Here is a 25,007-nt window from a genome sequence, read left to right as displayed (position 1 = left end):
GAAGAATTCCAGCAAAACTGTGCCGCGGTTTTGCGTCCGGAATTGCGTAAAAACAAAGAGACAGCGCCATCGCTCGGTGGGCGGTGGCGCGGCTTCACCGGAATCACTTTATCCGGCGGACGCCATAAGCCGCTGAATCTGCAGCATATCGTTGCGAAATCGCACCATCTCCTGCGCTTTCAACCGCTCGTCGGGAATGCGCAGAAGATAGGAGGGGTGCACCGTCACGAAGAGCGTGCGTCCTCCGTCGATCGCCATCGCCTGTCCCCTGACGTCCTGCAGGCGCTCCCTCACGTCGGTCAGCGCCGCAAGCGCCGTCGCCCCCATGGCAACGATCAGCTTCGGCTTGACGAGCGCCAGTTCCAGATCCAGCCACCAGCGGCAATGCTTCACCTCGCCCATATTGGGCTTCTGATGGATCCGCCGTTTGCCGCGCGGCTCATATTTGAAATGCTTGACGGCATTGGTGACGTAAAGCGCCGAGCGGTCGATGCCGACGTCCGCGATTACCTGGTCGAGCAGCTTGCCGGCCGGGCCGACGAAGGGCCGCCCGGCAATGTCCTCCTGGTCACCAGGCTGCTCACCGACGAACATCACCTCCGCATCGCGCGGCCCCTCCCCGAAGACGGTCTGCGTCGCCTTGACATGAAGCGGACAGCGGGTGCAGGCGGCAGCTTCGGCGCTGAGCGCTTCGAGCGTGCCGGCCGGTGCTTCGGGTTCTATGGGAAGGTTGCGGGCGGCCTCCTGAAGCCGGTCGTGAAAGGGCAGCGATTGCGTCGCCTCGCGCGCGGCCATCGCCCGCACCTGGCTCTCGGCGGAGGCGATCAACCCGGGGATAAGATCGGCTTCTGGCAGGTTCTTCCAGTATTTTTTCGGCATTTCCGCCTGCATCGCCTTCAGCTTCAGCCGCGCCGGGTTGAAGATGCTGGCATAGTAGGTGCGCCATAGTTCATCGGTGGCATCGGTGAGATTGGGCTTCTCGCAAGGCGCGTCGCTGAGCGTCAGCCGCGCGCCATCCCAGGCCGCCGACCCCTTGGGCGTGGCGATCAGCCAGTCCATATCGGTGAAGCGCCGTTGGAAGAAGGGTGCCGTGCGCCTGACAATATGATGGTCTGGCTCGAACCAGGCGATGAATTTTCGACGGCCCGTCGCTGCCGCAGCAACCTCTTTGAAGCGGACGAAAGCCGTCATCTTGTGGGCGTCGCGCCGGACATTTTTTGACATCAGGCGAGCACGCACGACATCCTCGTCGGAAGCCACTTCGAGCAGTTGCCGGTCCAGCTGCAGCCGCCAGAGCAGGCGGTAAAGCAGGGAGAACCGCGCCGGGTCGGAGTGGCAGAGGACCGTCTCGGCAAGCTCGATAAAGGCGAGCGGCACCGTCATCGGTCTGCGTGTCACCGGCGCCGGCGGCATGGCGTCGCGTTGAAAGGCAAGATCCGCCTCTGCGCTTCTTTCCCGCCAGTCGATCTCCTCAGGCAAAATGCCGGCGGCGGCAAAGGCGCGCGCGGCGTCGCGCCATTCGGCAAGATCGCCCCGCCCTGCAAGCACGACCCGGCGCATCATAGCAGCGACAATTGTTCAGGTTTCGGCTCGAACATGGCGCGAAGGTCCGGGCGATCGATCAGCCGGCGCGGCGACCAGCCTTCCGCCGAGATGAAAGACTGGACTTTCTTGATCGAGATGCCGAGCCGCGAAAGATCGTCGAGCCGCAGCCGGCGAAAGCGGCGGGCCGAAACGATTGATTTGACGGTCTTGGTGCCGAGACCGGGAACGCGCAGTAGGCGTTCACGTTCGGCTTTGTTGATATCGACGGGAAATTCGGCCCGGTTGGCGAGCGCCCAGGCAAGCTTCGGGTCGAGATTGAGGTCGAGCATGCCGCCCGTCTGGTTGGCGGTAATTTCGTCGATGCCGAACCCATAGAATCGATAGAGCCAATCGGCCTGATAGAGCCGGTGTTCGCGCATCAGCGGCGGCTTGATCAGCGGCAGGTTTTTCGATGAATCCGGGATCGGGCTGAAGGCGGAATAATAGACACGCTTCAGGCCGTAACTGCTGTAAAGCCGGCAGCTGGTCGCAAGGATCGTCGCGTCATTCGCGCCGTCGGCACCGACGATCATCTGCGTGCTCTGGCCGGCCGGCACGAAGCGCTGACGTTTCCTAGTGCGCAGCGTCGGCTCGCCGGCGGCCTCGATCTTCAGCCTCAGATCGCCCATCGATCGGCGAATATTGGCGGGCTTCTTTTCCGGCGCGAAGCGGCTGATGCCATTATCTGTCGGCAACTCGATATTGAGCGACAGCCTGTCGGCAAAAAGCCCCGCTTCCTCGATCAGACGCGGCGACGCCTCGGGGATCGATTTCAGATGGATATAACCGCGAAAATTATGCGTCACGCGCAGTTCGCGGACGATGCGGACCATCTCTTCCATCGTGTAATCGGACGAGCGGATAATGCCTGAGGAAAGGAACAGGCCTTCGATATAGTTGCGGCGGTAGAATTCCAGCGTCAGCCAGATGACTTCCTCGGGCGTGAAGCGCGCCCGCTCGACATTGCTCGACGAGCGATTGACGCAATAGGCACAGTCGTAGATGCAGAAATTGGTCAGCAGTATTTTCAGAAGCGAAATGCATCGCCCATCCGGCGCATAGGCATGACAGATGCCGGACCCCTCGGTCGAGCCGAGCCCGCCGCTTGCCGCCGAATCGCGTTTCACCGTGCCGCTGGAGGCGCAGGAAGCATCATATTTGGCAGCATCGGAAAGGATGGCCAAGCGTTCTGTTAGCGATTTCTTCATTAGTATGTTCACTATATGTTCTTGCAGACAAAGTCAATCGCGGCGAACTTGGCTTAACCGCATTTTTGCGCCTGATGACCCGCTGTCGCGGCGGCTCGCTTTTTCGTTAATGCGAATTTTCTGGAAATCGGCCTTGGCGATCTGCTATAAGCACTTAACTAGGATTGTGGCACGGTTCCGAAGCTCCCCTTCGGGACCTGTTTTCTTTTGTGTTCGCGCCTACTGCGTGGATACAAGGAGTGAAGGACAGAAAAATGGTTGAAAAGGTACCAATGACACCGGGTGGTTTCGTCAAGCTGCAGGAAGAACTGCGCTGGCGTCAGCAGGAGGAGCGCCCTCGAATCATCGAGGCGATCGCCGAAGCCCGTGCCCATGGCGACCTTTCCGAAAACGCCGAATATCACGCCGCCAAGGAAGCCCAGAGCCACAATGAAGGCCGCATCAGCGAACTGGAAGACCTGACGGCGCGCGCCGAGGTCATCGACCTGACGAAGATGTCCGGCGACAAGATCAAGTTCGGCGCCAAGGTGAAGCTCGTCGACGAGGACACCGAGGAAGAAAAGACCTACCAGATCGTCGGCGACCAGGAAGCCGACGTCAAAGCCGGCCGCATCTCCATATCCTCGCCGATCGCCCGCGCGCTGATCGGCAAGGAAGTCGGCGATTCCATCGAGGTCAATGCGCCCGGCGGCTCCAAGGCCTACGAAATCCTCCAGGTTTCCTGGGGCTGATCGCCCGCCACAGACGAGACCCCTCCCTTGCCTGATATGCGTGACGTCGAGATCATCGCGCCCAATTTCAAGCGCCGGCTCTCCGGCGTCACGTCGACCATCGTCCAGCTCATCCCCTGCCAGATCAGGCTCGGCATGAGGATCGCAACGCTCGGCCCCGGCCTGCCGGAAGGCTTGGCGAAGCTGAGATGGTCGCAGCTCCTTGGCCTCTGGCGCCCGCCGGCGCGCCGGCGGCGGCGTGTCTGGCACGCCCGCCGCAACAATGAGATGGCCGTCGGCATCCTGCTTCGCTATCTCCTGCGCATGCCGCTGAAGCTGCTCTTCACTTCGGCCGCGCAGCGCCGCCATACCGCCTATACGAAATGGCTGATCCGCCGCATGGACGCGGTGATCGCGACCAGCGACCGCTCCGGCTCGTTCCTCGAGGTGCCGCACACGGTCATCCAGCACGGCGTCGACCTTTCGCTGTTCCATCCGCCGGAAACGGCGGAAGACGGCATTGCCGCCACCGGCCTGCCCGGCCGCCATCTGGTCGGCTGTTTCGGCCGCGTGCGCCATCAGAAGGGCACCGATCTTTTCGTCCGTGCAATGATCGAACTCTTGCCGCAGCACCCGGAATGGACGGCGGTCGTCTCCGGCCGGGTGACCGCAGAGCACACCGCCTTCGCAGACAAGCTCAAGGCGGATGCCGCCGCCGCCGGGCTCGGCGACCGTATCCTCTTCCTCGGCGAAGTGCCCGATATCAAAGTGTGGTATCGCCGCCTGACGCTTTATGTCGCCCCCTCCCGCAACGAGGGTTTCGGGCTGACCCCGCTCGAAGCCATGGCGTCGCGAACGGCGGTGGTGGCATCCGACGCCGGCGCCTATGCCGAGCTCATCGCCGAAGGTGAGACCGGCTCGGTCGTGGCGGCCGGCAACAGTGAAGCGCTGACACGGGCCATCGCCCCCTATATCGCCGATCCCGGTCTGGCAATCGCGCATGGCGAGAATGCGCTGCGCCATGTCAGAGCAAATTTTGCGCTGGAGAAGGAAGCAAACGCGATCGGCGCTATTTACGATCGCCTTCTCGGCGACAACCGCTGAAGCAGAAAGAGAAACGGCCCGTCGGATGACGGGCCGCTGCAAAGATTACCAACAATCGTGCTGATTATTCCGCCGGCTGCAGTCCGGCGGCCGGAGCGCCCTCTTCTGTCTGGCCGCCAAGGGCTCTGGCGAGCTGCGCGGTATCCAGTTCGTTTTCCCAGCGTGCCACGACGATCGTCGCCACGGCATTGCCGACGAGGTTGGTCAGCGCCCGGCATTCCGACATGAAGCGGTCGATGCCGAGGATGAGCGCCATGCCGGCGACCGGCACGGAGGGCACGACGGAGAGCGTGGCGGCAAGCGTGATGAAGCCGGCACCGGTGATACCGGCAGCCCCCTTCGAGCTCAGCATCGCTACCAAGAGCAGCAGGATCTGGTCACCCCAGGAGAGGTTGATGCCGGTTGCCTGGGCGATGAACAGCGCTGCCAGCGTCATGTAAATGTTGGTGCCGTCGAGGTTGAAGGAATAGCCTGTGGGGATGACGAGGCCGACGACCGAGCGCTTGCAGCCGGCCTTTTCCATCTTGTTCATCAGGCCCGGAAGTGCCGCCTCCGACGACGAGGTGCCGAGCACCAGCAGCAGCTCTTCCTTAATGTAGCGCAGCAGCGCCAGGATCGAGAAGCCGTTATAGCGGGCGACGGCGCCGAGAACGACGAGAACGAAGAGCAACGAGGTGAGGTAGAAAGTGCCGATCAGCATGGCAAGGTTGGCGATCGATCCGATGCCGTACTTGCCGATGGTGAAGGCCATGGCGCCGAAAGCGCCGATCGGGGCAGCCTTCATCAGGATGGCGACGAGCTTGAAGACCGGTGCCGTCAGGGCATTGAGGAAATTGACGACCTGCTCGCCCTTGTCGCCGACCATGGCAAGCGCGATGCCGAAGAGCACCGAGAAGAACAGCACCTGCAGAATGTCGCCATCGGCAAAAGCGCCGACGATCGTCGTCGGAATGATATTGGTGAGGAAACCGACGATGCTCTGCTCATGCGCCTTGGAGGCGTAGCTGGCGACGGCGGTGGGATCCAGCGAAGCCGGATCGATATTCATGCCGGCGCCGGGCTGGACGACATTGGCAACAATCATGCCGATGACCAGCGCCAAGGTCGAGAAGGTCAGGAAGTACAGCATCGCCTTGCCGGCGACGCGGCCGACCTTCTTCAGGTCGCTCATGCCGGCAATGCCGGTCGCCACCGTCAGGAAGATCACCGGAGCGATGATCATCTTGACGAGCTTGATGAAGGCATCGCCGAGCGGCTTCAGCTGCGCGCCAAGTTCCGGATAGTAATGGCCGAGAAGGATACCCGCGGCGATAGCGGCGAGAACCTGCACGTAAAGATGGGAATAAAAGGGCTTCTTGCTCTTGCTGTCTGTGACTGCATCGACTGGTGCTGCGATCATGATATCCTCCTAAGGGCTCGTCCGGAACGAACTCCGGCCTCCCGAGCCGTTCGCTTCAATCCAACAGCTCAGCCGTTGTTGCCATCTCCTTCGCAATCACCGTGCCAGTTTTGACGTGTGCAACTAGCATCTTGAATTTATTCAATAAAAATTTCCAAGACCTCTGACAGCCTGTCAAGAAATGCGGAAATCCGCACAAATCCGTTTGCAACTAGTGCAGAAAAATGCACAAATTCGCTATGTCCCTGTCCCTTTCATCGCTGTGGCCTTCCCTGCCCCTGCGGCACCGCATCCGCCGGATGTGGTGGGCTTATGCGGTGATTGCGCTTGTCGTCGCCGGCCTCGGCCTGTGGGCAAGCGGCGAGATCGGCCGGCGCCATGCCGAGGCGGCCCTCGAAGAACAGGCCCGCACCGATGCCAGGCTGAATGCGGCCTTGCTGCGCACGGTCCTTGAAAAATACCGGGCGCTGCCTTTCGTGCTGTCGCAGGATACGGCACTCGCCGCAGCCCTTGCGGGAAACGATGCCGGCACCTTCGAGCAGCTCAGCCAGAAGTTGGAGACGCTGGCGGCGGGCACGAAGGCTTCAGTCATCTATGTCATCGACAAGGACGGCATGGCGGTTGCGGCCAGCAATTGGCGAGAACCGACGAGCTTCGTCGGCAACGACTATCGTTTTCGCGAATATTTCCAGGGTGCGGTTGCTGAAGGACAGGCCGAGCACTTCGCGCTCGGCACCGTCAGCAAGAAACCCGGCCTCTATATCTCCGAGCGGATCACCGGCAGCAACGGGCTGCTCGGTGTCGTCGTGGTCAAGGTGGAATTCGACGAAGTCGAAGCGGATTGGAATGCCACCGACGCGCCGTCCTACGTCATCGACGATCGCGGTATCGTCCTTATCACCAGCATTCCCTCCTGGCGATTCATGACGATCGGCCGGATCGCCGAGGACCGGCTGATTGCGATCCGCGAAAGCCTGCAATTCGGCGATGCGCCGCTGCAGCCGCTACCGCTCGATACCGTCCGAAGTCTCGGCAACAGGCTCGACGTTGTCGAAATCGTCATGCCGGGCGGCGCCGGAAAAACCAGATTTCTCGATGTCGGGATCTCGGTTCCCGCGACCGCCTGGCATTTGCAGCATCTCGTGGCCCTGGGACCATCCGTCGACGCGGGCATTCGCGAGGCCCGCATGCTGGCACTGCTCACGCTCTTGCCGCTGCTGGCGGTCGGCGCCTTCCTGCTGCGCCGCCGTCAGACGGTCACCCTCAGGATCTTTAGCGAACAGCAGGCGCGGGAGGAGCTGGAACGGCGCGTCGCCGAACGGACACAGGATCTCAGCCAGGCGCGGGATCGGCTGCAGGCGGAGATCGTCGGCCACAGGAGCACGGAGCAGAAGCTGCAGGCGGTGCAGCAGGATCTGGTGCAGGCCAACCGGCTGGCAATCCTCGGCCAGGTGGCCGCCGGCGTCGCCCATGAGATCAACCAGCCGGTCGCGACCATCCGCGCCTATGCCGATAATGCTCGCACCTTTCTCGACCGCGGCCAGACGGCGCCGGCCGGTGAAAATCTCGAAAGCATCGCGGCGCTGACGGAGCGCATCGGCTCGATCACCGAGGAGTTGAAGAGTTTTGCCCGCAAGGGCCGCGGCAGCGCCGAACCCACAGGCTTGAAGGATGTCATCGAGGGGGCAGTAATGCTTTTGCGCAGCCGCTTCGCCGGCCGCATGGACACGCTCGACGTCGACCTGCCGCCGCCCGACCTGCAGGTCATGGGCAACAGGATCCGCCTCGAACAGGTGCTGATCAATCTGCTTCAGAACGCGCTTGAAGCGGTGGCGCCGAAGGCCGACGAGGCGCGCGTCGAGGTCGGAACGTCAAGCGAAGGGGACATGGTGACGCTGACGGTCGCCGACAACGGCCCCGGCATTTCGCCTGAGATCCGCAAGGGCCTGTTCACGCCGTTCAACACCTCGAAGGAAAGCGGCCTCGGCCTGGGGCTGGTCATCTCCAAGGATATCGTCGGCGATTACGGCGGCCGCATGGAGGTTGACAGCGACGGCAGCGGGACCCGGTTCGTCGTCCATCTGAGGAAGGCTTGAGATCATGGCCACACCGATGCCCGTTGCGCTGATCGACGATGACAAGGATTTGCGCCGCGCCACCGCCCAGACGCTGGAACTCGCCGGATTTTCCGTTTTGGCCTATGACGGTGCGAAGGCCGCGCTGGCCGACCTGGCCGCGGATTTTGCCGGCCCCGTCGTCACCGATATCCGCATGCCTGAACTCGACGGGCTACAGTTGTTCGCCATGCTCAAGGGCGTGGACACTGACCTGCCGGTGATCCTGATGACCGGCCATGGCGATATTCCGATGGCGGTTCAGGCGATCCAGGACGGCGCCTATGATTTCATTGCCAAACCTTTTTCGGCCGACCGGCTGGTCCAAAGTGTGCGTCGCGCCAGCGAGAAACGGCGGCTTATCCTGGAAAACCGCATGCTGCGCAAAGCTGCCGAAGATGCACAGGAGAATTCGCCGCTGATCGGCCAGACGCCAGTCATGGAAAACTTGCGGAAGATCCTTCGTCACATCGCCGATACCGATGTCGACGTGCTCGTTGCCGGCGAGACCGGCAGCGGCAAGGAAGTCGTCGCCCAGATCCTGCATCAGTGGAGCCACCGCCGGAAGGGCAATTTCGTGGCGCTGAACTGCGGCGCGCTCCCCGAAACCGTCATCGAAAGCGAGCTGTTCGGCCACGAGGCCGGCGCCTTTACCGGCGCGCAGAAGCGCCGCACCGGCCGTATCGAACATGCAAGCGGCGGCACGCTTTTCCTCGACGAGATCGAGAGCATGCCTGTTGCCACCCAGGTCAAGATGCTGCGGGTGCTGGAGATGCGCGAAATCACCCCGCTCGGCACCAATGAAGTACGCCCGGTCGATCTTCGCGTCGTCGCGGCCGCCAAGATTGACCTCGGCGATCCCGACCTGCGCGGCGATTTTCGCGAGGACCTCTATTACCGGCTGAATGTGGTGACGATCTCCATTCCGCCGCTGAGGGAGCGCCGCGACGATATTCCGCTGCTGTTTTCCCATTTCGCCGCGCGCGCCGCCGAGCGCTTCCGCAGAGAGGTGCCGGCACTTTCGCCCGAGGTGCGCCGCCACTTAGCCGCGCATGCATGGCCGGGCAATGTCCGCGAACTCTCGCATTATGCCGAACGTGTGGTGCTGGGCGTCGAAGGCGGCGGAGCGGCACCGGTCCCTGCCCAGCCGACCGGCGGCGGCACGCTGCCCGAACGGCTGGAACGCTACGAGGAGGAGATCATCCGCGACGCGCTCACGGCCAATGACGGTGACGTGCGCAACACCATCGAGGCGCTCGGCATTCCGAGAAAGACGTTTTACGACAAGCTCCAACGCCACGGCATCAACCGCGGCGGCTATACCGCGCGCAAATAACGCATGTCGCGCAAAAGTGTGCAGCGGTTTTCCCAGGCAAAGCGCGAAGCGCTTTTGCGGCAACGACATGCGTAAAAAACCTAAAGCGCAACGAGCGAATCTGAAAGATCGCGACGCGCTTCAGACTGTTTCAGACTTCCACCAGTCCCAGCTTCTTCACCTGCCGGATCGTCAGCATGGTGCGCACGGTATCGACATGTTCGTTCGCCGTCAGCACCTCGATGACGAAATCCTGGAAGTGGGTGAGATTCTCCGCCACGCAATGCAGCAGGAAATCGCTATCGCCCGAGACCATCCAGGCCTGGCGCACCAGCGGCCACTCGGCGGTGGCGGCGGCGAAGGACTTGAGATTGCCTTCCGACTGATGCTTAAGGCCGACCATGCAGAAAGCGACGAGGTCGAAGCCGAGCCTCGGGCTGTTCAGCATCGCATGGTAGCCCTCGATGATGCCCGCTTCCTCGAGCTTACGCACCCGGCGCAGGCATGGCGGTGCCGAGATGCCGACGCGATCGGCAAGCTCGACATTGGTCATGCGGCCGTCGGCCTGCAGCTCCCGGAGGATCTTTATGTCGATGACGTCGAGTTCGGCGCGACCCACATCATTGCCTTTCTTTAATTCTCCGCGGGGAGCTTCTATATAAAGCCGCGGAATACGCAAGAATGTTTCACGCCGATGACGGATTCTTGCACATCCGGCCGATTTGCCTTGTTGGTAACGCAAGGCTGCCCTTGAATAAAAGCATTGGACGTTCATAAATGGCGCAGGGACCGCGAAACGGCCGCAATCGCCACTTAGCCGCCGCCCTCCTGCCAGTCGAAAGGAAATGACATGCCCGCCCGCCACACCAAGGTGCTCATCATCGGTTCCGGACCCGCAGGCTATACCGCCGCGGTCTATGCCGCGCGCGCCATGCTGAAGCCGGTCTTGATCGCCGGTCTCGAACAGGGCGGCCAGCTGATGATCACCACCGATGTGGAGAATTATCCGGGCTTTGCCGATCCGATCCAGGGTCCCTGGCTGATGGAACAGATGCTGCAGCAGGCAAAACATGTCGGCGCCGAGATCGTCAACGATCTGGTGACCGAAGTCGAGATGAACCAGCGCCCCTTCGTCGCCCGCACCGACAGCGGCCAGGTCTGGACTGCTGATACACTGATTATCGCCACCGGCGCCAAGGCCAAGTGGCTCGGCATCGAGAGCGAGCAGCATTTCCAGGGCTTCGGCGTTTCGGCCTGCGCAACCTGCGACGGTTTCTTCTATCGCAACAAGGATGTGATTGTGGTCGGCGGCGGCAACAGCGCCGTCGAGGAAGCGCTCTACCTCTCCAACATCGCCAAGTCGGTGACATTGGTCCACCGCCGCGACTTCTTCCGCGCCGAGAAGATCCTGCAGGAACGCTTGTTCTCCAAGGAGAACGTCAAGGTGTTGTGGAACACCGAAGTGGCCGAAATCACGGGCGCGCCGGCCAGGCCGCCGATGCCGCAATCCGTCTCCGGCGCACGCCTGCGTGACGTCAAAACCGGCGCGATCACCGAGATGGCAATCGACGGCGTCTTCGTCGCCATCGGCCATGCGCCGGCAACCGAACTCTTCAAGGACAAATTGAAGCTGAAGGACAACGGCTATCTCTGGACCGCGCCGGACTCGACAGCGACCAGCCTGGAGGGCGTCTATGCCGCCGGCGACGTGACCGACGATACCTTCCGTCAGGCAATCACTGCCGCTGGTCTTGGATGCATGGCAGCGCTTGAAGCCGAGCGCTATCTGACGGGTCACATGCCCGTCGCCGTAGCCGCGGAGTAAGATCGGCATGAGGGGTGGGGGAATGCCATTGGATTGGGATAAGCTGCGTATTTTTCACGCAGCTGCCGAAGCGGGTTCGTTCACCCATGCGGCGGATAAACTCCATTTATCCCAGTCCGCCATCAGCCGCCAGGTGAGCGCGCTGGAGCAGGATGTCGGCACCAAGCTGTTTCACCGCCATGCGCGCGGCCTGATCCTGACGGAACAGGGCGAGCTGCTTTACCGCACCGCCCATGACGTGCTGCTGAAGCTCGAAACCGTGAAGATGCAGCTGACGGAAACGAACGAAACACCGTCCGGCAAGCTGCGCGTCACCACCACGGTCGGCCTCGGCCAGGGCTGGCTGACCGACAAGATCCAGGAATTCCTGCAGCTTTATCCCGATGTGCAGATCCAGCTGATCCTCGACAACGAGGAAGTGGATGTGAACATGCGCCATGCCGACTGCGCAATCCGCCTACGCCAGCCGCAGCAATCAGACCTCATCCAGCGCAAGCTCTTCACCGTGCACATGCACGTCTATGCCGCTCCCTCCTACATCAACCGTCACGGCGAGCCGCAGAAGATCGAGGATCTCGACAATCACCGCATCATCACCTTCGGCGAGCCGGCGCCGAGCTACCTGCTCGATGTCAACTGGCTTGAGGTTGCCGGCCGCTCGTCGGACAACAAGCGCATCCCGCATCTGCAGATCAACAGCCAGACCTCGATCAAGCGCGCCGCCCTGCTGGGCATCGGTGTCGCCTGCCTGCCGGACTATATCGTCGGCCGCGATCCAGGCCTCATTCAGCTGGCGATCAATGCCGATGTACCCTCCTTCGACACCTATTTCTGCTATCCCGACGAGATCAAGAACGCCGCCAAGCTGAAGGCCTTCCGTGATTTCATCGTCAGCAAGGCCAGAAACTGGAATTTCTAGAGCATCATGCCGAAAGTGTGAACGGTGATTCAGCTCCGGATGATATTAGGCCGGATCGTCGTTGAATCATCCGGACCTAGGCCAGATTATGGAATGTTTTCCATACTATGCATTGAGCGCATGACTGGCATGCACAAATAAGGGTTGCCGTTTGCCCATTAAACCACCATATCGCACATAGCTGATGCACATGGTGGCTTTTCCTCCCAGTTCCACCGCATTAGCTGTTCCCCTCTGGAGGTTTTTGACCTTCACCCTTATAAGGGCCCTGGTTTTCCAGTGGCCCTCTTTTTTTGCCCTTGCCTACCCGGGAAATGCTGCGTCGCAAAAAAATTGTGCGGCGCATAGCAGGCATGCACAAAAAAGCATTGAAACCTGCCCAAGGAAGCACCATATTTCTCTCAGCTGATGCATCTTGTGGTTTCTCTCCCAGTACCACCGCATTAGCTGTTCCCCTCTGGAGGTTTTTGACCTTCACAATTACAAGGGCCCTGGTTTTCCGGTGGCCCTCTTTTTTTGCCTAATTTTTGCTCACTCAATAAAACGCATAGCCTCACGCCTCCGTGATTTGCATATCGACGCCTGACGATCAATATATCGAACAAACACGATTTATAGTTCGGCGAGCGACGATGGACAAAGACGAGATTATCAAGGCACTCGCCCATCCCACCCGGATGGACATTCTGAGCTGGCTGAAAAATCCCGAGCAGCATTTCCCCTCGCAGGAGCATCCTTTCGAAATGGGTGTGTGTGCCAGCCAGTTCGAGCGCTGCGGCCTGTCGCAGTCGACGGTCTCGGCCCATTTGGGAACGCTGCATCGCGCCGGCCTCGTCACCACCAAACGCGTGGGACAGTGGATCTTCTACAAGCGCAACGAAGAAACGATCGCTGCATTCCTCAAGCAGCTGACGCAGGACCTATAAAATGCCCCTCGCCCTTCTCGTCCTTGCCTTGAGCTCGTTTGCGATAGGCACCACCGAATTCGTCATCATGGGTCTTCTGCCCGAGGTCGCCGCCGATCTCTCGGTGACGATCCCGCAGGCCGGGTGGCTGGTAACCGGTTATGCACTGGCCGTCGCAATCGGCGCCCCAGTGATGGCTATTTCGACGGCCAAGCTGAAGCGCCGCACCGCCCTGATCGCGCTGATGGCCTTCTTCATCGCCGGCAACCTGCTTTGCGCGCTGGCAAGCGACTACTGGGTGCTGATGATCGCCCGTGTCGTGACCGCGCTTTGCCACGGCGCCTTCTTCGGCATCGGTTCGGTCGTCGCCGCCGGCCTGGTCGCCGAAGACCGCAAGGCCCGCGCCGTCGCCCTGATGTTTACCGGCCTGACGCTCGCCAACGTTCTTGGCGTGCCGCTCGGCACCGCCATCGGCCAGGCCTATGGCTGGCGCGCCACATTCGGTATCGTCACCGTCATCGGCGTCGTCACCATATCAGGCCTGATCGCCATCCTGCCCAGGGACAGGCAGCAGGAAAACGGCAGTATCCTGCGCGAGATCGCCGCACTCCGGAATGGCGGCCTGTGGCTGGCGCTGTCCACCACCGTCTTCTTCGCCGCCTCGATGTTCGCCCTCTTCACCTATATCGCCCCGCTGCTGCGTGACGTCACCGGCGTTTCGCCGGAAGGCGTCACCTGGACGCTGTTCCTGATCGGGCTCGGGCTGACCATAGGCAATCTCATCGGCGGCAAACTGGCGGACTGGCGGCTTGGCACGACGCTTGCCGGTGTCTTCGCCGCCATCGCCATTACGTCGATCGCCTTCAGCTATACCAGCCGCTTCTTCATCCCGGCTGAGATCACGCTCTTCCTCTGGGCGCTAGCAAGCTTTGCCGCCGTGCCGGCGCTTCAGGTCGGCGTCGTCGGCTTCGGCAAGGACGCCCCGAACCTCGTCTCGACCATCAATATCGGCGCCTTCAACACCGGCAACGCGCTCGGCGCCTGGGTTGGCGGCCTGGTCATCGATGCCGGCTTCGATCTCACCCGCGTCCCGCTCGCCGCAGCCTTGATGGCCCTGATCGGCCTCGGCGCGACGGCGCTCACCTATCTCTCCGCCAGGGGCCGGGCCGCCCTTGCCCCTGCCGAGTGATCCTCCCGCAAAAGAAAGGACCATCATGGCCAAGCTTTTCGAACCCACCAAGGTTGGCGACATTGCAGTCAAGAACCGCATCGTCATGGCGCCGCTTACCCGCAACCGCTCACCCGGCGCCATCCCGAACGACCTCAATCTCGAATATTACCGCCAGCGCGCCACGGCGGGCCTGATCATTACCGAAGCGACCGCGATCACCCATCAGGGCCAGGGCTATGCCGACGTGCCCGGCCTCTACAGCAAAGAGGCTCTCGACGGCTGGAAGCGTGTCACTGACGCCGTTCACGCGGCTGGCGGCAAGATCGTCGTCCAGATGTGGCATGTCGGCCGCATCTCGCACACGACGCTGCAGCCGAATGGCGGCAAGCCGGTCTCCTCGACCGACCGGGTCGCCAAGGCCAAGACCTATCTGGTCAATGGCAACGGCACCGGCAGCTTTGCCGACACCTCCGAGCCGCGCGCCCTTGAGACCGCTGAAATCCCCGGCATCATCGAAGATTACCGCAAGGCCGCGCGTGCGGCGATCAACGCCGGCTTCGATGGCGTCGAGATCCATGGCGCCAACGGCTACCTGCTCGACCAGTTCATCCGTGACGGCGTCAACGATCGCACCGACCAATATGGCGGCTCGATTGAAAACCGCGCCCGTCTGACCCTAGAGGTCGTCAATGCCGTCGTCAGGGAAATCGGCGCAGGCCGCACCGCGATCCGCATCTCGCCGGTCACACCTTCGGGCGAAAGCTACGATTCCAATCCGCAGGCGACTTTCAGCCATGTCGTCGAGGGGCTGGCCAAATTCGATCTCGCCTATATTCATGTGATCGAAGGCCAGACCGGCGGTGATCGCGACTTCCGTCAGGGCGACAATCCTTCCTTCGATTACAAGGCGTTGCGCCAGACCTATGAAACCGCCGGCGGCAAGGCCCGCTGGATGGTCAATAATGGTTATGATCGCGATCTGGCGATCGACGCTGTCGAAAGCGGCCGCGTCGACCTCGTCGCCTTTGGCAAGCCTTTCATCGCCAATCCCGATCTCGTCGAACGGTTGGCGAAGAACCTGCCGCTCAACACGCCCGACCAGTCGACCTTCTATGGCGGCACGGCCAAGGGCTATATCGACTATCCCGCTCTCGAAAAGGTCGCCTGAGCCTTTCGAACACACATCGCGAATCCCGCCGAAAGGCGGGATTTTAATTTCCCTCGCGTCTTTGTAGGGTGTGCCAATGTTCGCTGCCCATCTTGATCGCTGGTCGCTGATATCAGACGGCGAGCCCATCATCACCCATTCAAGCCGCCTGCTGCCGGTCCTCTGGCAGGAGAAGCCCGCCATGCTGAAAGTCGCCGCCGATGTCGACGAACGATGCGGCGCGCTGTTGATGCAATGGTGGGATGGCGACGGCGCAGCCCATGTCTATGCTCATGAGGGCGACGCGGTGCTCCTGGAGAGGGCTATGGGAGAACGCTCGCTGCTTGCCATGGCGATGAACGGAGAAGACGACGAGGCAAGCCGCATCCTTTGCCGGACGGCCGCAAGGCTGCATGCGCCGCGCGAAAAACCGCTACCCGATCCCATACCCCTCACCCGTTGGTTCCGCGATCTCGAGCCGGCGGCCGGCAAATATGGCGGCACGCTGGCCGAATGCTCGGCGCTTGCCAATGCGCTGCTTGCCGATCCGCGTGACCTCACCGTCCTCCACGGCGACATCCACCACGGCAATATCCTCGATTTCGAGGCGCGCGGCTGGCTGGCGATCGATCCGAAGCGGCTGCATGGCGAGCGCGGCTTCGATTTCGCCAATATCTTCGCCAACGAGGAACTGCCTGTTATCACCGAGCCCGCTCGCTTCCGCCGCCAGCTCGCCATCGTCTCGGCGGAGGCTCGGCTCGAGCCCAAGCGGCTGCTGCAATGGATCGCCGCCTATTCCGGCCTTTCCGCCGCCTGGTTCCTTGGCGATGGAAGCACCTGGCAGGCGGACATGGCCCTGACAGTCGCCAGGATCGCCCTTTCCGAACTCGGGGTCTAACGTCCGGTCTCCATACCACTGATCAAGGCCGCGGCCGTTTCGCGGTGCGGTTCGGGCAGGCAACCGAGCGCCACGAGCGAGGCCCTCACCGCATCATCGATCGGCGTCTGCGGCTCCTTGCCGAGTTCGGCCGTCAACCTGCTGTTCCGCATCCTGAGCGGCACCTTCCAGAGATAGCGCATCTCCTTGATCTCCCGCATGATCGGCATAAGGGGCGCAGCGAGCGGCACGATCCACCAGGGGAAGCCACCGATCTTCGCCCTGCCGCCGGCCACACGCTTGATCGCTTCGGCCATCTGCATGCCGTCAGCATCCCAGAAGCCCTCCATATGATAGACGGCGAAGGGCGGCAGTTGATCGGCACGCGCGATCAGCTGAACCATGGTTTCGGCCACGTCGGGCAGATAGGCCCACTGATGACCGATGCCGCGTCGCGCCGGGTTCTTGATCGTGGCTACCGCCTTGCCCGGCGTAACCAGCGCAGATGAGAACCAGCTGTTTGATGTCGTCCCTGGACCGAAGAAGTCACCCGCGCGAACAATGATGACGCCGGCGCCGGGCTGCGACGCAGCCTTCAACCGCTTCTCCATCTCGGCGCGGATCGCCCCTTTCTTGGTCACCGGATGCTGCGGGCTTTCCTCGGTCGGCGTCGGCAGGGCATCGGGACCGAAATTATAGACCGTGCCGGGCAGCACGATACGCGCACCCACGCTTCGGGCAGCCGCGATGGTATTGTCGAGCATTGGCAGCACCAGCTTTTCCCAGTCGCGGTAGCCGGGCGGGTTGACGGCGTGCACGATCAGGCTGGCGCCTTCTGCGGCCTTCAGCACATCGCCTGAATTCATGGCGTCGCCCTGCAGCCATTCGAATGCCGGCTGGCTTTGGGATGCCTTGGCTGCATTGCGGTTAAGCGCCCGGATGTGCCAGCCGCGCTCGAGAAGCTTGCGGGCGACCGCCCCGCCGATGCCGCCGGTGGCGCCGAGAACGAGGGCCGTCTTATTTATTTCGCTGCTCATGATCATCTCCTTCGATTGGATGAAGGCATGATGCCATCTGCATCAGATAAACAAAATTGACTAAATAAGTACATCAGATATACAAAAATATATGAGCGAACTCAGTTGGGATCTCTACCGCAGTTTTCTGACCGTGCTGCAGCAAGGATCGCTTTCGGCCGCCGCCCGCGAACTCGGATTGAGCCAGCCGACCGTAGGCCGCCATGTCGATGCGTTGGAAGAGGCAATTGGCGCCGAGCTCTTCACCCGCTCGCCGAACGGCCTTTTGCCGACCGACACCGCACTGGCACTGAAGCCCCATGCCGAAACGCTCGCCGCAACCACGGCAGCACTTTTGCGGACGGCGTCCGGCCAGCGCGAGAGCGTGGCGGGCGCCGTCAGGGTCAGCGCCAGCGAGGTCGTCGGCGTCGAGATCCTGCCGCGCATCCTCGGTCCGCTGCAGGAAACCTACCCGAAACTCCAGATCGAACTCTCGGCGTCCGATACGATCGAGGACCTTCTCAGTCGTGAAGCCGATATCGCCGTGCGCATGGCCGAGCCTCGGCAGGATGCGCTCATCGTGCGTCGGATCGGCGATCTTCCGGTCGGCTTCCACGCCCATCGTCGATATATCGAGCGCCACGGCATGCCGGAGACCATTGCCGACCTTGCAAGGCACCGCCTTATCGGCTTCGACCGGCAAACGGCCTATATCCGCCTGATGATCAGCCGCTATTCCATGCCTGACATCGATTTCGTCTTTCGTTCCGACAGCAATCTCGCGCAGCTTTCCGCGATCCGCGCCGGCGTCGGAATCGGCATCTGCCAGACCGGGCTTGCGCGGGAAAACCCCGATCTGATTCATATCCTGCCCGAGGCGTTCAACATCCCGCTCGGCACATGGGTGGCGATGCATGAGAGCCTGAAAACCTCGCCGCGCTGCCGCGCCACCTTCGACGCGCTGGTCAAGGGGCTTCAGGATTATCACCGATATTCGACCGGCACATAATCTCGAAATCCGGAATCGATTTTCGGAGAGAATCATGCGCAAATTTCAACGCAAGAGAGCACCCGAAAGCTGTCATGTCGGATGCGCGGCGCTGTAGCCGGAGAAAATGATGAGCCACGACCCGGTTGAACTCGTGCCCTACGATCCGCAATGGCCGCAGGCGTTCCGGCGCATCCGCGACAGGTTGCTCGTCTTGTTGCCGCAGGCGCTCTCCATCGATCACATCGGCAGCACCTCCATATCGGGCATGACAGCCAAGCCGCTGATCGATATCGACATCGTTCTTCCCAGCCTCGGGCATATCGAGGCTGCCACCGATGTACTTCTGGCCGAAGGTTACGAACCGCGCGGGAATCGTTATGACGATGAGGTCTGGGCGTTTTTATCGAGAGGTTTGGTGCCGCGGGAGCGGGTCTATCTTTGTCCTGTTGGCAACGGCACGCATCGAAACAGGCTGGCTTTCCGGGATCATCTCGTCACGCATCCCGAGGCTGCGGCCGAATATGCCGCACTCAAACGCAGGCTGGCAGGCGAATTCAGGATGGATGGCGACGGCTATACCGCGCATAAGCGCGAATTCGTCGAAGCGATCGTCGCGCGGGCATTGGCGGACGATCGCTGACTTCAAATGCCTTGCGAGGCCCCGGCCCCGCGGTCCTTCCACTGGCCGTCTACCACCTCGGTTTCCGGCCGGTCGCCGCCTTCGGCATATTCCTCATGCCACTTGCCGTTCTCGTCCTGCCAACTGATCTCGGCGGAATCGCCGCCGACCTGCTGTTCGGCCGCGACGATGCGCGCAGCTTCGAGCGCCTCGGCATGAGTCGGGAATGCCTCGGAATAGACGCCTCCGAGCCTGTAAGCCCAACCGCCGTCATGCGGCACGACTTCGTAGACCACCTTGATCATGCATCCGTCTCCTCATCTTCTTGTTGCGCATTCGCACGCTTCCGGACAGGATCCGGATCATCGCGGCCGCTTGACAAGAATTCGAGGACGCCGCGATCTGCTTTCCGGCCCCGATGATGTTTAGTATTCCATTAAACGCCGAAGACTGCAAATGGCACCAGCCCGCGGCTTTCTTGATATGCGAAATCAGTGGCTTAGATAAAACGCATGAATCGGGACAGGAGCTGAAACTTGGCGATTGCATCACGCTTAAAAGAAGAGAAGTTGCTGGTCGCCGCACTTGCCGTTGCAGCGATCGCCTATCTCTTGGAACACGCGCTGATCGAGATGGGACGCGGCGTCGCGCTGATCGCCGCCGCCGCCCTGGTCGGCACCATCGTTCTCGCCTCGATCTGCGTTGCCCATCATGCCGAGCTGCTCGCCGTCAAGGTCGGCGACCCCTATGGCACGATGATCCTGACGCTGTCTGCTGTTGCCGTGGAGGTCATCATCCTCGCCATCATGATGAGCGGAGAGAGTTCGCCGACACTGGTGCGCGACACGATCTATTCGGCCCTGATGCTCGACATCAACGGCGTTCTCGGCCTCGCCGCCCTGCTCGGTGGCCTGAAGCACGGCGAGCAGCCCTACAACGACAATTCGGGCAAGACCTACGGCGTGATGATCCTCACCGCCATGGGCATCTCGATGATCGTGCCGGAATTCGTGCCCGGCGACAAATGGCACTATTATTCCGCCTTCACCATCGTCGCGATGATTGCGCTCTACGGCCTCTTCCTGCGCATGCAGGTCGGCCAACACAGCTATTTCTTCAGCTACAGCTACCCGCGCTCCGAACGGAAGAAGGGGGTTCAGGATGGACATGGCGCTGACGAGCCGGCCGCGATGTCGATCGCCACTATTCTCGTCGGCGTCGTCATCATCGGCCTGCTGGCCGAGTTCATGTCGGCCTTGATGACCGAAGGTCTGCGCGACAGCGGCACGCCGATCGCCGTCACCGCCGTCGTCGTCGCGGCGATTTCAGCTGCCCCCGAGATCCTGACCGCCTTGAGGGCAGCGCTGAGAAACCGCATGCAGGCGACTGTCAACATCGCCATGGGCGCCTCTCTCGACCGTGATCCTGACGGTGCCGGTCATGGAGGCGATCGCGCTCTATACCGGCCAACCCTTCATCATGGCGATGACCCCGGTGCAGACCGTGATGGTGACGATCACGTTGTTTGCCGCAGCGATCAACCTCAATGACGGCGAGACCAACGCCATCGAAGGCATGACGCACTTCATCCTCTTTGCCACTTTCGTCATGCTAACCGCGCTGGGGCTTTGAAGACGGCGCTGCGTTCGATCTTCGAAAGGAGCTCTCGGCAGGTCACGCCCGTCGGCGATGGCCCGCGACAGTCACTCTTTCGATTTTTCCAGGAAGCGCTCTTTACGGGTTTTCGGCTTGAAGCGCCGGAAGAAACCCTCGACGGCGCGGAGGGATTTGGTGACGGACATCAGCCTGTCGATCTGGCTGTTCGCATTGTGAAGCCGCTCGGACAGGACTTCGGCCGCCGTCAACGCGATTTCGACCGGCGGCACCTGCGGAAAGCGTTTGGCGAGCGCCGCATAGGGGCTGGCATCGACACCGCCCATCATCGAGATGGTGCCCATCCTGGCAAAGAGACGCAGGAAGATTTGCTCGAACGTCCAATCGTGCACGTCGAAGACCTTCCACTTCTCGCTTCTCTTTGCCGAAAAGCCGGCAAGCAGGATCTTGCCCGGCAGCTGCAGGTCGGCGAGCCAGAGCGCCATCGCAAAGCCGCTCGTCGCGATCTTGCCTGTTGGATAGAGATCTCCGATCATTTGCGTCAGATCGAGGTGGCGGGTGCCGGTGCCATTGAACCGGCTCTCCTCGCTGAAGTTCTCCTCGGGGGAAACGCGGATGTTGACCACACCCAGAAAATCATCGCCGGTAAAGAAGCGCAGGACATCCGCCACCTCGCGGCGGTGGACGATATTGGCGCCCATCACACCGCTGCGGGCGACCAGCACCGCATGTCCGGCGAAGGGTTCGTCGAGCACCTTGTAGACGTTGTTGAAAAAGACGTAGAGCGCCGCCTCCGGCAGCTCGCTTCGCAGCCGCTCGAAATCGACCGCTTCGCTGTTTGCCACCAGCACGATGTGGGAATAGCGCGACAGCAGTGCCTTCCACGCTTCCGGCGTCGGGAAATTGAAGCCGCTGTCGGCGGCGGCTAGCCTCTGCGTATCACTGGGGGTCGATTCCATATCGGCTCACATGTACTTTCCAAGGACGCGCCTTGCTAGCTGTTGCTGAAATAGGCGCGCATCCGTGCAAGCCGCGCCAGCCCGCCGATCTGCTTTCCCACATGCGAGAGGAAGCCCGCCACCCGGCCTGTGATCGACGGCTGCCTGCAGAAGGAGGCCCAGGGCGTGTTGCCGAGATCCTCGGCATAGCGCCTGGCCATCCGCCGATGCACCCAGGGCACCGTCGCCTGCCACGGTTTCTTGCGGCCGGTGAAATGGAGGATTGCCGGCCGGGCGACGAAAGGCAAAAGCCCCGTCTGCGTGTTCCAGCGCGGATCGAGCACCAGCCAGTCGCCGTCGAAGCTGACGTTCAGCGCATCCTGGTCGTTATTCTCGAAAAGATGCGACCGCTGCTCGAAGATCTCCCGTGTCCTGGCAAACCGTCCCTTCGCCCGGCAGACCGACCAGTCGAACAGCAGCACGCCGGCATTGAAATAGCGTCCGCCATCGCCCATGCCGATCTTGCGCTGCCGTGCTCCGGCTTTCTCTGGGAAGGCCATGACATAGTCGTCGACCGCGGCAAGCGCCTTGCCTCGGAGATCCCTGGTGAAGAGTTCGTCGACGGGCGCTACCGCGAGCACGTCGGCATCGAGGTAAAGCAAGCGTTTAACATTCTCAGGGATTTGCAGATCCATGTAGAGCCGCGCCAGTGTCGCGCCCGACCAGCGGCCCCGGGCCTGCTTTGCCTTATCCGGGGTATTATAGGGCAGCACAGTGATCGCCATGTCGTGCAGCTTCGCGAAATTGCCGACCTCGGCGCTCTCGTTCGGCTTGAGGTCGATGCCGAGAAGCAGGAACTCTACGCCAAGACCGCCGAAATTGCGCTTGACGGAAAGCAGCGTGCAACAGGCAGCCGGCAGCATGTTGACGTCAGAACATACGATGACGGCATTACTCTGCAAAATCCGGCCTCCCGAAGCGGCAACTTGAACTTGATGCCGGATATCTAGTTGGTTTGAAGGCTGCCCGCAACCTGAGATCAGCCGCGCTACCGACGCTCCCCGTCACGATTTGAATCTGGAGGGTTCTGTGAGGTCCGGGCGCTGTGCGTGCGGCATTCACTGATCGGACCTCATTGAAGCCGGATTGAGCGAAGGCGCGGGTTGTTTGGCGCTATGGGGATTTAGCCGAAGCGGTGGATGGCGTTTTGCAGGGTTGAGCCTTGCCGGAGCCCGTGGACAGGTATGGAAGGAGATTCTTGCCGGTATTTGCGGTGTCTTTGACGCGCCTGTCGGCTGGTTTGCATCGACCGAAACGTCGCTCGGGCACGATTGGCCAAAGCACTCGCACCGCGGCTCTTCGGCATGCCGACGCTGATCGTTGCAATGATGCCGCGCGTAATATGATCATGAACTGTCGTTCCATGCTGGCCGACGTACCGGCTGGAGCGGGGTCCACGCGCCGATGATCGTCATGGTTCCGCCGCAACAGGAGCAGCGGTGCAGCAAAGGTGGTGGCTTTGTGTCCGGTTCTTCGACCGGGTGTTCCGGCGGCGGGACGTCGAGCAGGCTTCGGCACAGGTCCAGCTTCAGTTGCCGATGGCCATTGGCAAGCAGGCCATAATGACGAATGCGGTGAAAGCCGTCCGGAACGGTGTGAAGCAGGAAACGGCGGATGAACTCGTGGGCATCGAGCGTCATTACCTTTTGCCTGCCGCCCGTTCGATAGTCCTTCCATCGGAATGTGACTCGATCGCCATCGATGCTGACGAGGCGGGAATTGGAGATGGCAATGCGATGGGTATAGCGCCCGAGATAGGCCAGCACCTGTTCGGGTCCGGCAAATGGCGGCTTGGCATAGACCACCCAGGCGACACGCCGCGTTTCTTTGACAATGTGATTGAACGCCGCCGGATTGGCCAGGCCGGCGATATCGCCAAAGAACCGAAGCTGGTCCAGGTCGTAGGCCTGCTTCAGCTCTTCAAGAAACAACCGCCTGAACAGGGATGACAGAACGCGCACGGGCAGGAAGAAGTTTGCCCGGCAGGGAACCCAACGGGACTGGTCCGCCGACAATCCGCCGCCCGGCACGATGCAGTGGATATGAGGGTGAAAATGAAGGTTCTGTCCCCAGGAGTGCAGCACCGCGATGAAGCCGATCTCTGCACCCAGATGCCTGGGATCGGCAGCAAGCTTGCGCAACGTCTCGGCGACGGCGCGAAACAGGATCGTGTAAACGGCATTTTTGTTCTGGAAGGCAATTGCGGCGATCTGCTGCGGTAGGGTGAAGACCACGTGGAAATAGCCGACAGGCAGAAGGTCGGCCTGTCGGGCAGCAAGCCAGTCACGGCTCGCCTGTCCCTGGCACTTTGGGCAATGCCGGTTGCGACAGGAATTATAGGCGATGCGGAACGCCGCGCAGTCCTGACATTGCTGGACATGCCCGCCCAGGCGAGCGGTCCGGCACATCTCGACCGCACTCATGACCCGGCGTTCGACACGCCCGAGATGGGTGTCGTGGGCTTGACGATATCTTTCCCCGTGGCGGCGAAAAATATCCGCCACCTCCAGTCCCGCCGCCATGGCGAAACTTGCTCAGCTTGGCGGCACCACCTCCAGCGTCAGTCGGTCGAGCGGGCTGGTCGTGCTGCGGATCAGGGTATTGGAAACCTTCGTGTAGCGTGCCGTGGTGGACAGATTGTTGTGGCCGAGCAAAACTTGGATGATGCGGATGTCGGTTCCGCTTTCCAAAAGATGGGTGGCAAAGCTGTGGCGCAGCGTATGCACCGTTACCCTTTTGTCGATGCCGGCCGCGGCGCACGCCGAACGGCAGGCAGAATACAGAACCTGGACGTCGATGGGCTTGGTCTCGTCCCGACCCGGAAACAGCCAGACCTCGGGTCTCGCCAGCCGCCAATAGACCCGCAGGATCGCGAGCAACTGCGCTGACAGCATGACGTTGCGATCCTTTCCGCCCTTGCCATGCTCGACGCGGATGATGCCGCGTTCGCCATCAATGTTGCGGACCTTGAGATGGACAGCTTCCGAGGCGCGCAGCCCCGCCGCATACGCTGTCGTCAGTGCGGTACGGGTCCTCAGGCTTGGAACGGCTTCCAGAAACCGCACGATCTCGTCGCCGTTGAGGATCGTCGGCAGCTTGGCCGGTGTCCGGGCATAGGCAATGCGCTCCGGTATCTCGCCATGACCAAGCGTGACGCCAAAGAAGAACCGCAGGGCACAAACTGTCTGGTTCAAGGCTGGCCATGATAGGCCCGAAGAAACCAGATGCACCTGAAACGCGCGCACGTCTTCCAGTCCAAGACGGTCTGGCGATCGCCCGAAATAGCGCGAGAACTTCGTTACCGCATGTAAATACGATCGTTGCGTTGCTGGCGAAAGATTGCGGATCGTCATGTCATCGATCATGCGCCGGCGTAGAGGGCTCATCTCCGTCATCGTCATCTCCTGATTGAAGGTTGGGCAAAACAGCCCATTCCTTCAATCAGGAGCGCTTCATGCAATCAGATCCTCCAAATGCCGCGAAAGCGGCTT

Annotated in this window: 22 protein-coding genes and 1 pseudogene; 13 read left to right on the top strand and 10 right to left on the bottom strand. The window is 61.4% G+C overall.

Annotated elements, in window-relative coordinates; all coding sequences use genetic code 11:
* Positions 1-108 precede the first annotated feature (108 nt).
* Complete coding sequence (locus ACS4RS_RS14075) at positions 109-1,560, bottom strand: UdgX family uracil-DNA binding protein (protein ID WP_439010487.1); 1,452 nt, start codon at positions 1,558-1,560, stop codon at positions 109-111.
* Positions 1,560-2,792 carry a putative DNA modification/repair radical SAM protein gene (locus tag ACS4RS_RS14070; protein ID WP_439010488.1) on the bottom strand — a complete coding sequence of 411 codons (1,233 nt, stop codon included), beginning with the start codon at positions 2,790-2,792 and terminating at the stop codon, positions 1,560-1,562. Before ACS4RS_RS14070 ends, ACS4RS_RS14075 begins: the two co-directional genes overlap by 1 nt.
* Positions 2,793-3,046: 254 nt before the next feature.
* Here ACS4RS_RS14070 and greA point away from each other — a divergent pair, with 254 nt between their 5' ends.
* Together greA and ACS4RS_RS14060 are read left to right on the top strand one after the other, a co-directional pair.
* Positions 3,047-3,523, top strand: coding sequence for a transcription elongation factor GreA (gene greA, locus ACS4RS_RS14065; RefSeq protein WP_003565408.1), 477 nt, complete (start codon positions 3,047-3,049; stop codon positions 3,521-3,523).
* 27 nt (positions 3,524-3,550) lie between these two features.
* Positions 3,551-4,606, top strand: a complete 1,056-nt coding sequence (locus ACS4RS_RS14060; RefSeq protein WP_439010489.1) for a glycosyltransferase — start codon at positions 3,551-3,553, stop codon at positions 4,604-4,606.
* A 64-nt stretch (positions 4,607-4,670) separates the two neighbouring features.
* On the opposite strand, the gene ACS4RS_RS14055 is transcribed toward ACS4RS_RS14060, so the two are convergent.
* On the bottom strand, positions 4,671-6,005 hold the full coding sequence (locus tag ACS4RS_RS14055) for a C4-dicarboxylate transporter DctA (RefSeq protein ID WP_439010490.1): 1,335 nt from the start codon (positions 6,003-6,005) through the stop codon (positions 4,671-4,673).
* Positions 6,006-6,229: 224 nt separating this feature from the next.
* Between ACS4RS_RS14055 and ACS4RS_RS14050 the strand changes: the two genes are divergently transcribed.
* Both ACS4RS_RS14050 and ACS4RS_RS14045 read left to right on the top strand, forming a co-directional pair.
* Entirely contained in the window at positions 6,230-8,101 is a 1,872-nt protein-coding gene (locus ACS4RS_RS14050) for an ATP-binding protein (RefSeq protein ID WP_439010491.1), read from the top strand.
* 4 nt (positions 8,102-8,105) lie between these two features.
* Positions 8,106-9,455 (top strand): sigma-54-dependent transcriptional regulator, encoded by a 1,350-nt coding sequence (locus ACS4RS_RS14045; RefSeq protein ID WP_449313693.1) that lies wholly within the window; start codon positions 8,106-8,108, stop codon positions 9,453-9,455.
* A 130-nt stretch (positions 9,456-9,585) separates the two neighbouring features.
* Here ACS4RS_RS14045 and ACS4RS_RS14040 read toward each other — a convergent pair whose 3' ends face one another.
* Positions 9,586-10,053 (bottom strand): Lrp/AsnC family transcriptional regulator, encoded by a 468-nt coding sequence (locus ACS4RS_RS14040; protein WP_003593144.1) that lies wholly within the window; start codon positions 10,051-10,053, stop codon positions 9,586-9,588.
* A gap of 231 nt (positions 10,054-10,284) precedes the next feature.
* Here ACS4RS_RS14040 and trxB point away from each other — a divergent pair, with 231 nt between their 5' ends.
* The 6 genes from trxB to ACS4RS_RS14010 all read left to right on the top strand — a co-directional run bounded on the left by trxB (position 10,285) and on the right by ACS4RS_RS14010 (position 16,299).
* On the top strand, positions 10,285-11,259 hold the full coding sequence (gene trxB, locus ACS4RS_RS14035) for a thioredoxin-disulfide reductase (protein WP_439010493.1): 975 nt from the start codon (positions 10,285-10,287) through the stop codon (positions 11,257-11,259).
* A gap of 22 nt (positions 11,260-11,281) precedes the next feature.
* Positions 11,282-12,178 carry a LysR family transcriptional regulator VtlR gene (locus tag ACS4RS_RS14030; protein WP_003593139.1) on the top strand — a complete coding sequence of 299 codons (897 nt, stop codon included), beginning with the start codon at positions 11,282-11,284 and terminating at the stop codon, positions 12,176-12,178.
* A 632-nt stretch (positions 12,179-12,810) separates the two neighbouring features.
* Positions 12,811-13,104, top strand: coding sequence for an ArsR/SmtB family transcription factor (locus tag ACS4RS_RS14025; RefSeq protein ID WP_097626774.1), 294 nt, complete (start codon positions 12,811-12,813; stop codon positions 13,102-13,104).
* A gap of 1 nt (position 13,105) precedes the next feature.
* A complete protein-coding gene (locus ACS4RS_RS14020; RefSeq protein WP_439010494.1) occupies positions 13,106-14,272 on the top strand; it encodes an MFS transporter in 1,167 nt (388 codons plus the stop codon).
* A gap of 25 nt (positions 14,273-14,297) precedes the next feature.
* Positions 14,298-15,422, top strand: coding sequence for an oxidoreductase (locus ACS4RS_RS14015; protein ID WP_439010495.1), 1,125 nt, complete (start codon positions 14,298-14,300; stop codon positions 15,420-15,422).
* A 76-nt stretch (positions 15,423-15,498) separates the two neighbouring features.
* The gene (locus ACS4RS_RS14010; protein ID WP_439010496.1) at positions 15,499-16,299 is read left to right on the top strand and encodes an aminoglycoside phosphotransferase family protein; all 801 of its coding nucleotides are present in this window, start codon (positions 15,499-15,501) and stop codon (positions 16,297-16,299) included.
* On the opposite strand, the gene ACS4RS_RS14005 is transcribed toward ACS4RS_RS14010, so the two are convergent.
* On the bottom strand, positions 16,296-17,315 hold the full coding sequence (locus ACS4RS_RS14005; RefSeq protein ID WP_439010497.1) for an NAD-dependent epimerase/dehydratase family protein: 1,020 nt from the start codon (positions 17,313-17,315) through the stop codon (positions 16,296-16,298). The two genes, ACS4RS_RS14010 and ACS4RS_RS14005, sit on opposite strands and share 4 nt — an antisense overlap.
* A gap of 91 nt (positions 17,316-17,406) precedes the next feature.
* Between ACS4RS_RS14005 and ACS4RS_RS14000 the strand changes: the two genes are divergently transcribed.
* Entirely contained in the window at positions 17,407-18,303 is an 897-nt protein-coding gene (locus tag ACS4RS_RS14000) for a LysR substrate-binding domain-containing protein (RefSeq protein WP_439010498.1), read from the top strand.
* Between the two features lie 106 nt (positions 18,304-18,409).
* Positions 18,410-18,925: a GrpB family protein gene (locus ACS4RS_RS13995; protein ID WP_439010499.1), complete on the top strand. Its 516-nt coding sequence runs from the start codon at positions 18,410-18,412 to the stop codon at positions 18,923-18,925.
* Positions 18,926-18,927: 2 nt separating this feature from the next.
* Here the strand turns inward: ACS4RS_RS13995 and ACS4RS_RS13990 are convergent, their stop codons facing one another.
* Positions 18,928-19,209 (bottom strand): DUF2188 domain-containing protein, encoded by a 282-nt coding sequence (locus tag ACS4RS_RS13990; protein ID WP_003593123.1) that lies wholly within the window; start codon positions 19,207-19,209, stop codon positions 18,928-18,930.
* Between the two features lie 231 nt (positions 19,210-19,440).
* Between ACS4RS_RS13990 and ACS4RS_RS13985 the strand changes: the two are divergent.
* Positions 19,441-20,536 (top strand): annotated as a pseudogene (locus ACS4RS_RS13985) (calcium:proton antiporter).
* 71 nt (positions 20,537-20,607) lie between these two features.
* On the opposite strand, the gene ACS4RS_RS13980 reads toward ACS4RS_RS13985, so the two are convergent.
* The 4 genes from ACS4RS_RS13980 to ACS4RS_RS13965 form a co-directional block, all read right to left on the bottom strand.
* Positions 20,608-21,477, bottom strand: a complete 870-nt coding sequence (locus tag ACS4RS_RS13980; protein ID WP_449313692.1) for a 3-deoxy-manno-octulosonate cytidylyltransferase — start codon at positions 21,475-21,477, stop codon at positions 20,608-20,610.
* A 35-nt stretch (positions 21,478-21,512) separates the two neighbouring features.
* The gene (locus ACS4RS_RS13975; protein ID WP_439010501.1) at positions 21,513-22,418 is read right to left on the bottom strand and encodes a glycosyltransferase; all 906 of its coding nucleotides are present in this window, start codon (positions 22,416-22,418) and stop codon (positions 21,513-21,515) included.
* 444 nt (positions 22,419-22,862) lie between these two features.
* The gene (locus ACS4RS_RS13970) at positions 22,863-24,038 is read right to left on the bottom strand and encodes an IS91 family transposase (protein WP_439008677.1); all 1,176 of its coding nucleotides are present in this window, start codon (positions 24,036-24,038) and stop codon (positions 22,863-22,865) included.
* A 12-nt stretch (positions 24,039-24,050) separates the two neighbouring features.
* The gene (locus ACS4RS_RS13965) at positions 24,051-24,911 is read right to left on the bottom strand and encodes a tyrosine-type recombinase/integrase (RefSeq protein WP_439008560.1); all 861 of its coding nucleotides are present in this window, start codon (positions 24,909-24,911) and stop codon (positions 24,051-24,053) included.
* Positions 24,912-25,007 lie beyond the last annotated feature (96 nt).

The sequence above is a fragment of the Rhizobium sp. F40D2 genome (genome assembly GCF_051810745.2).
Lineage (GTDB): Bacteria > Pseudomonadota > Alphaproteobacteria > Rhizobiales > Rhizobiaceae > Rhizobium.
This window is presented reverse-complemented; position numbering and strand designations above follow the sequence as displayed.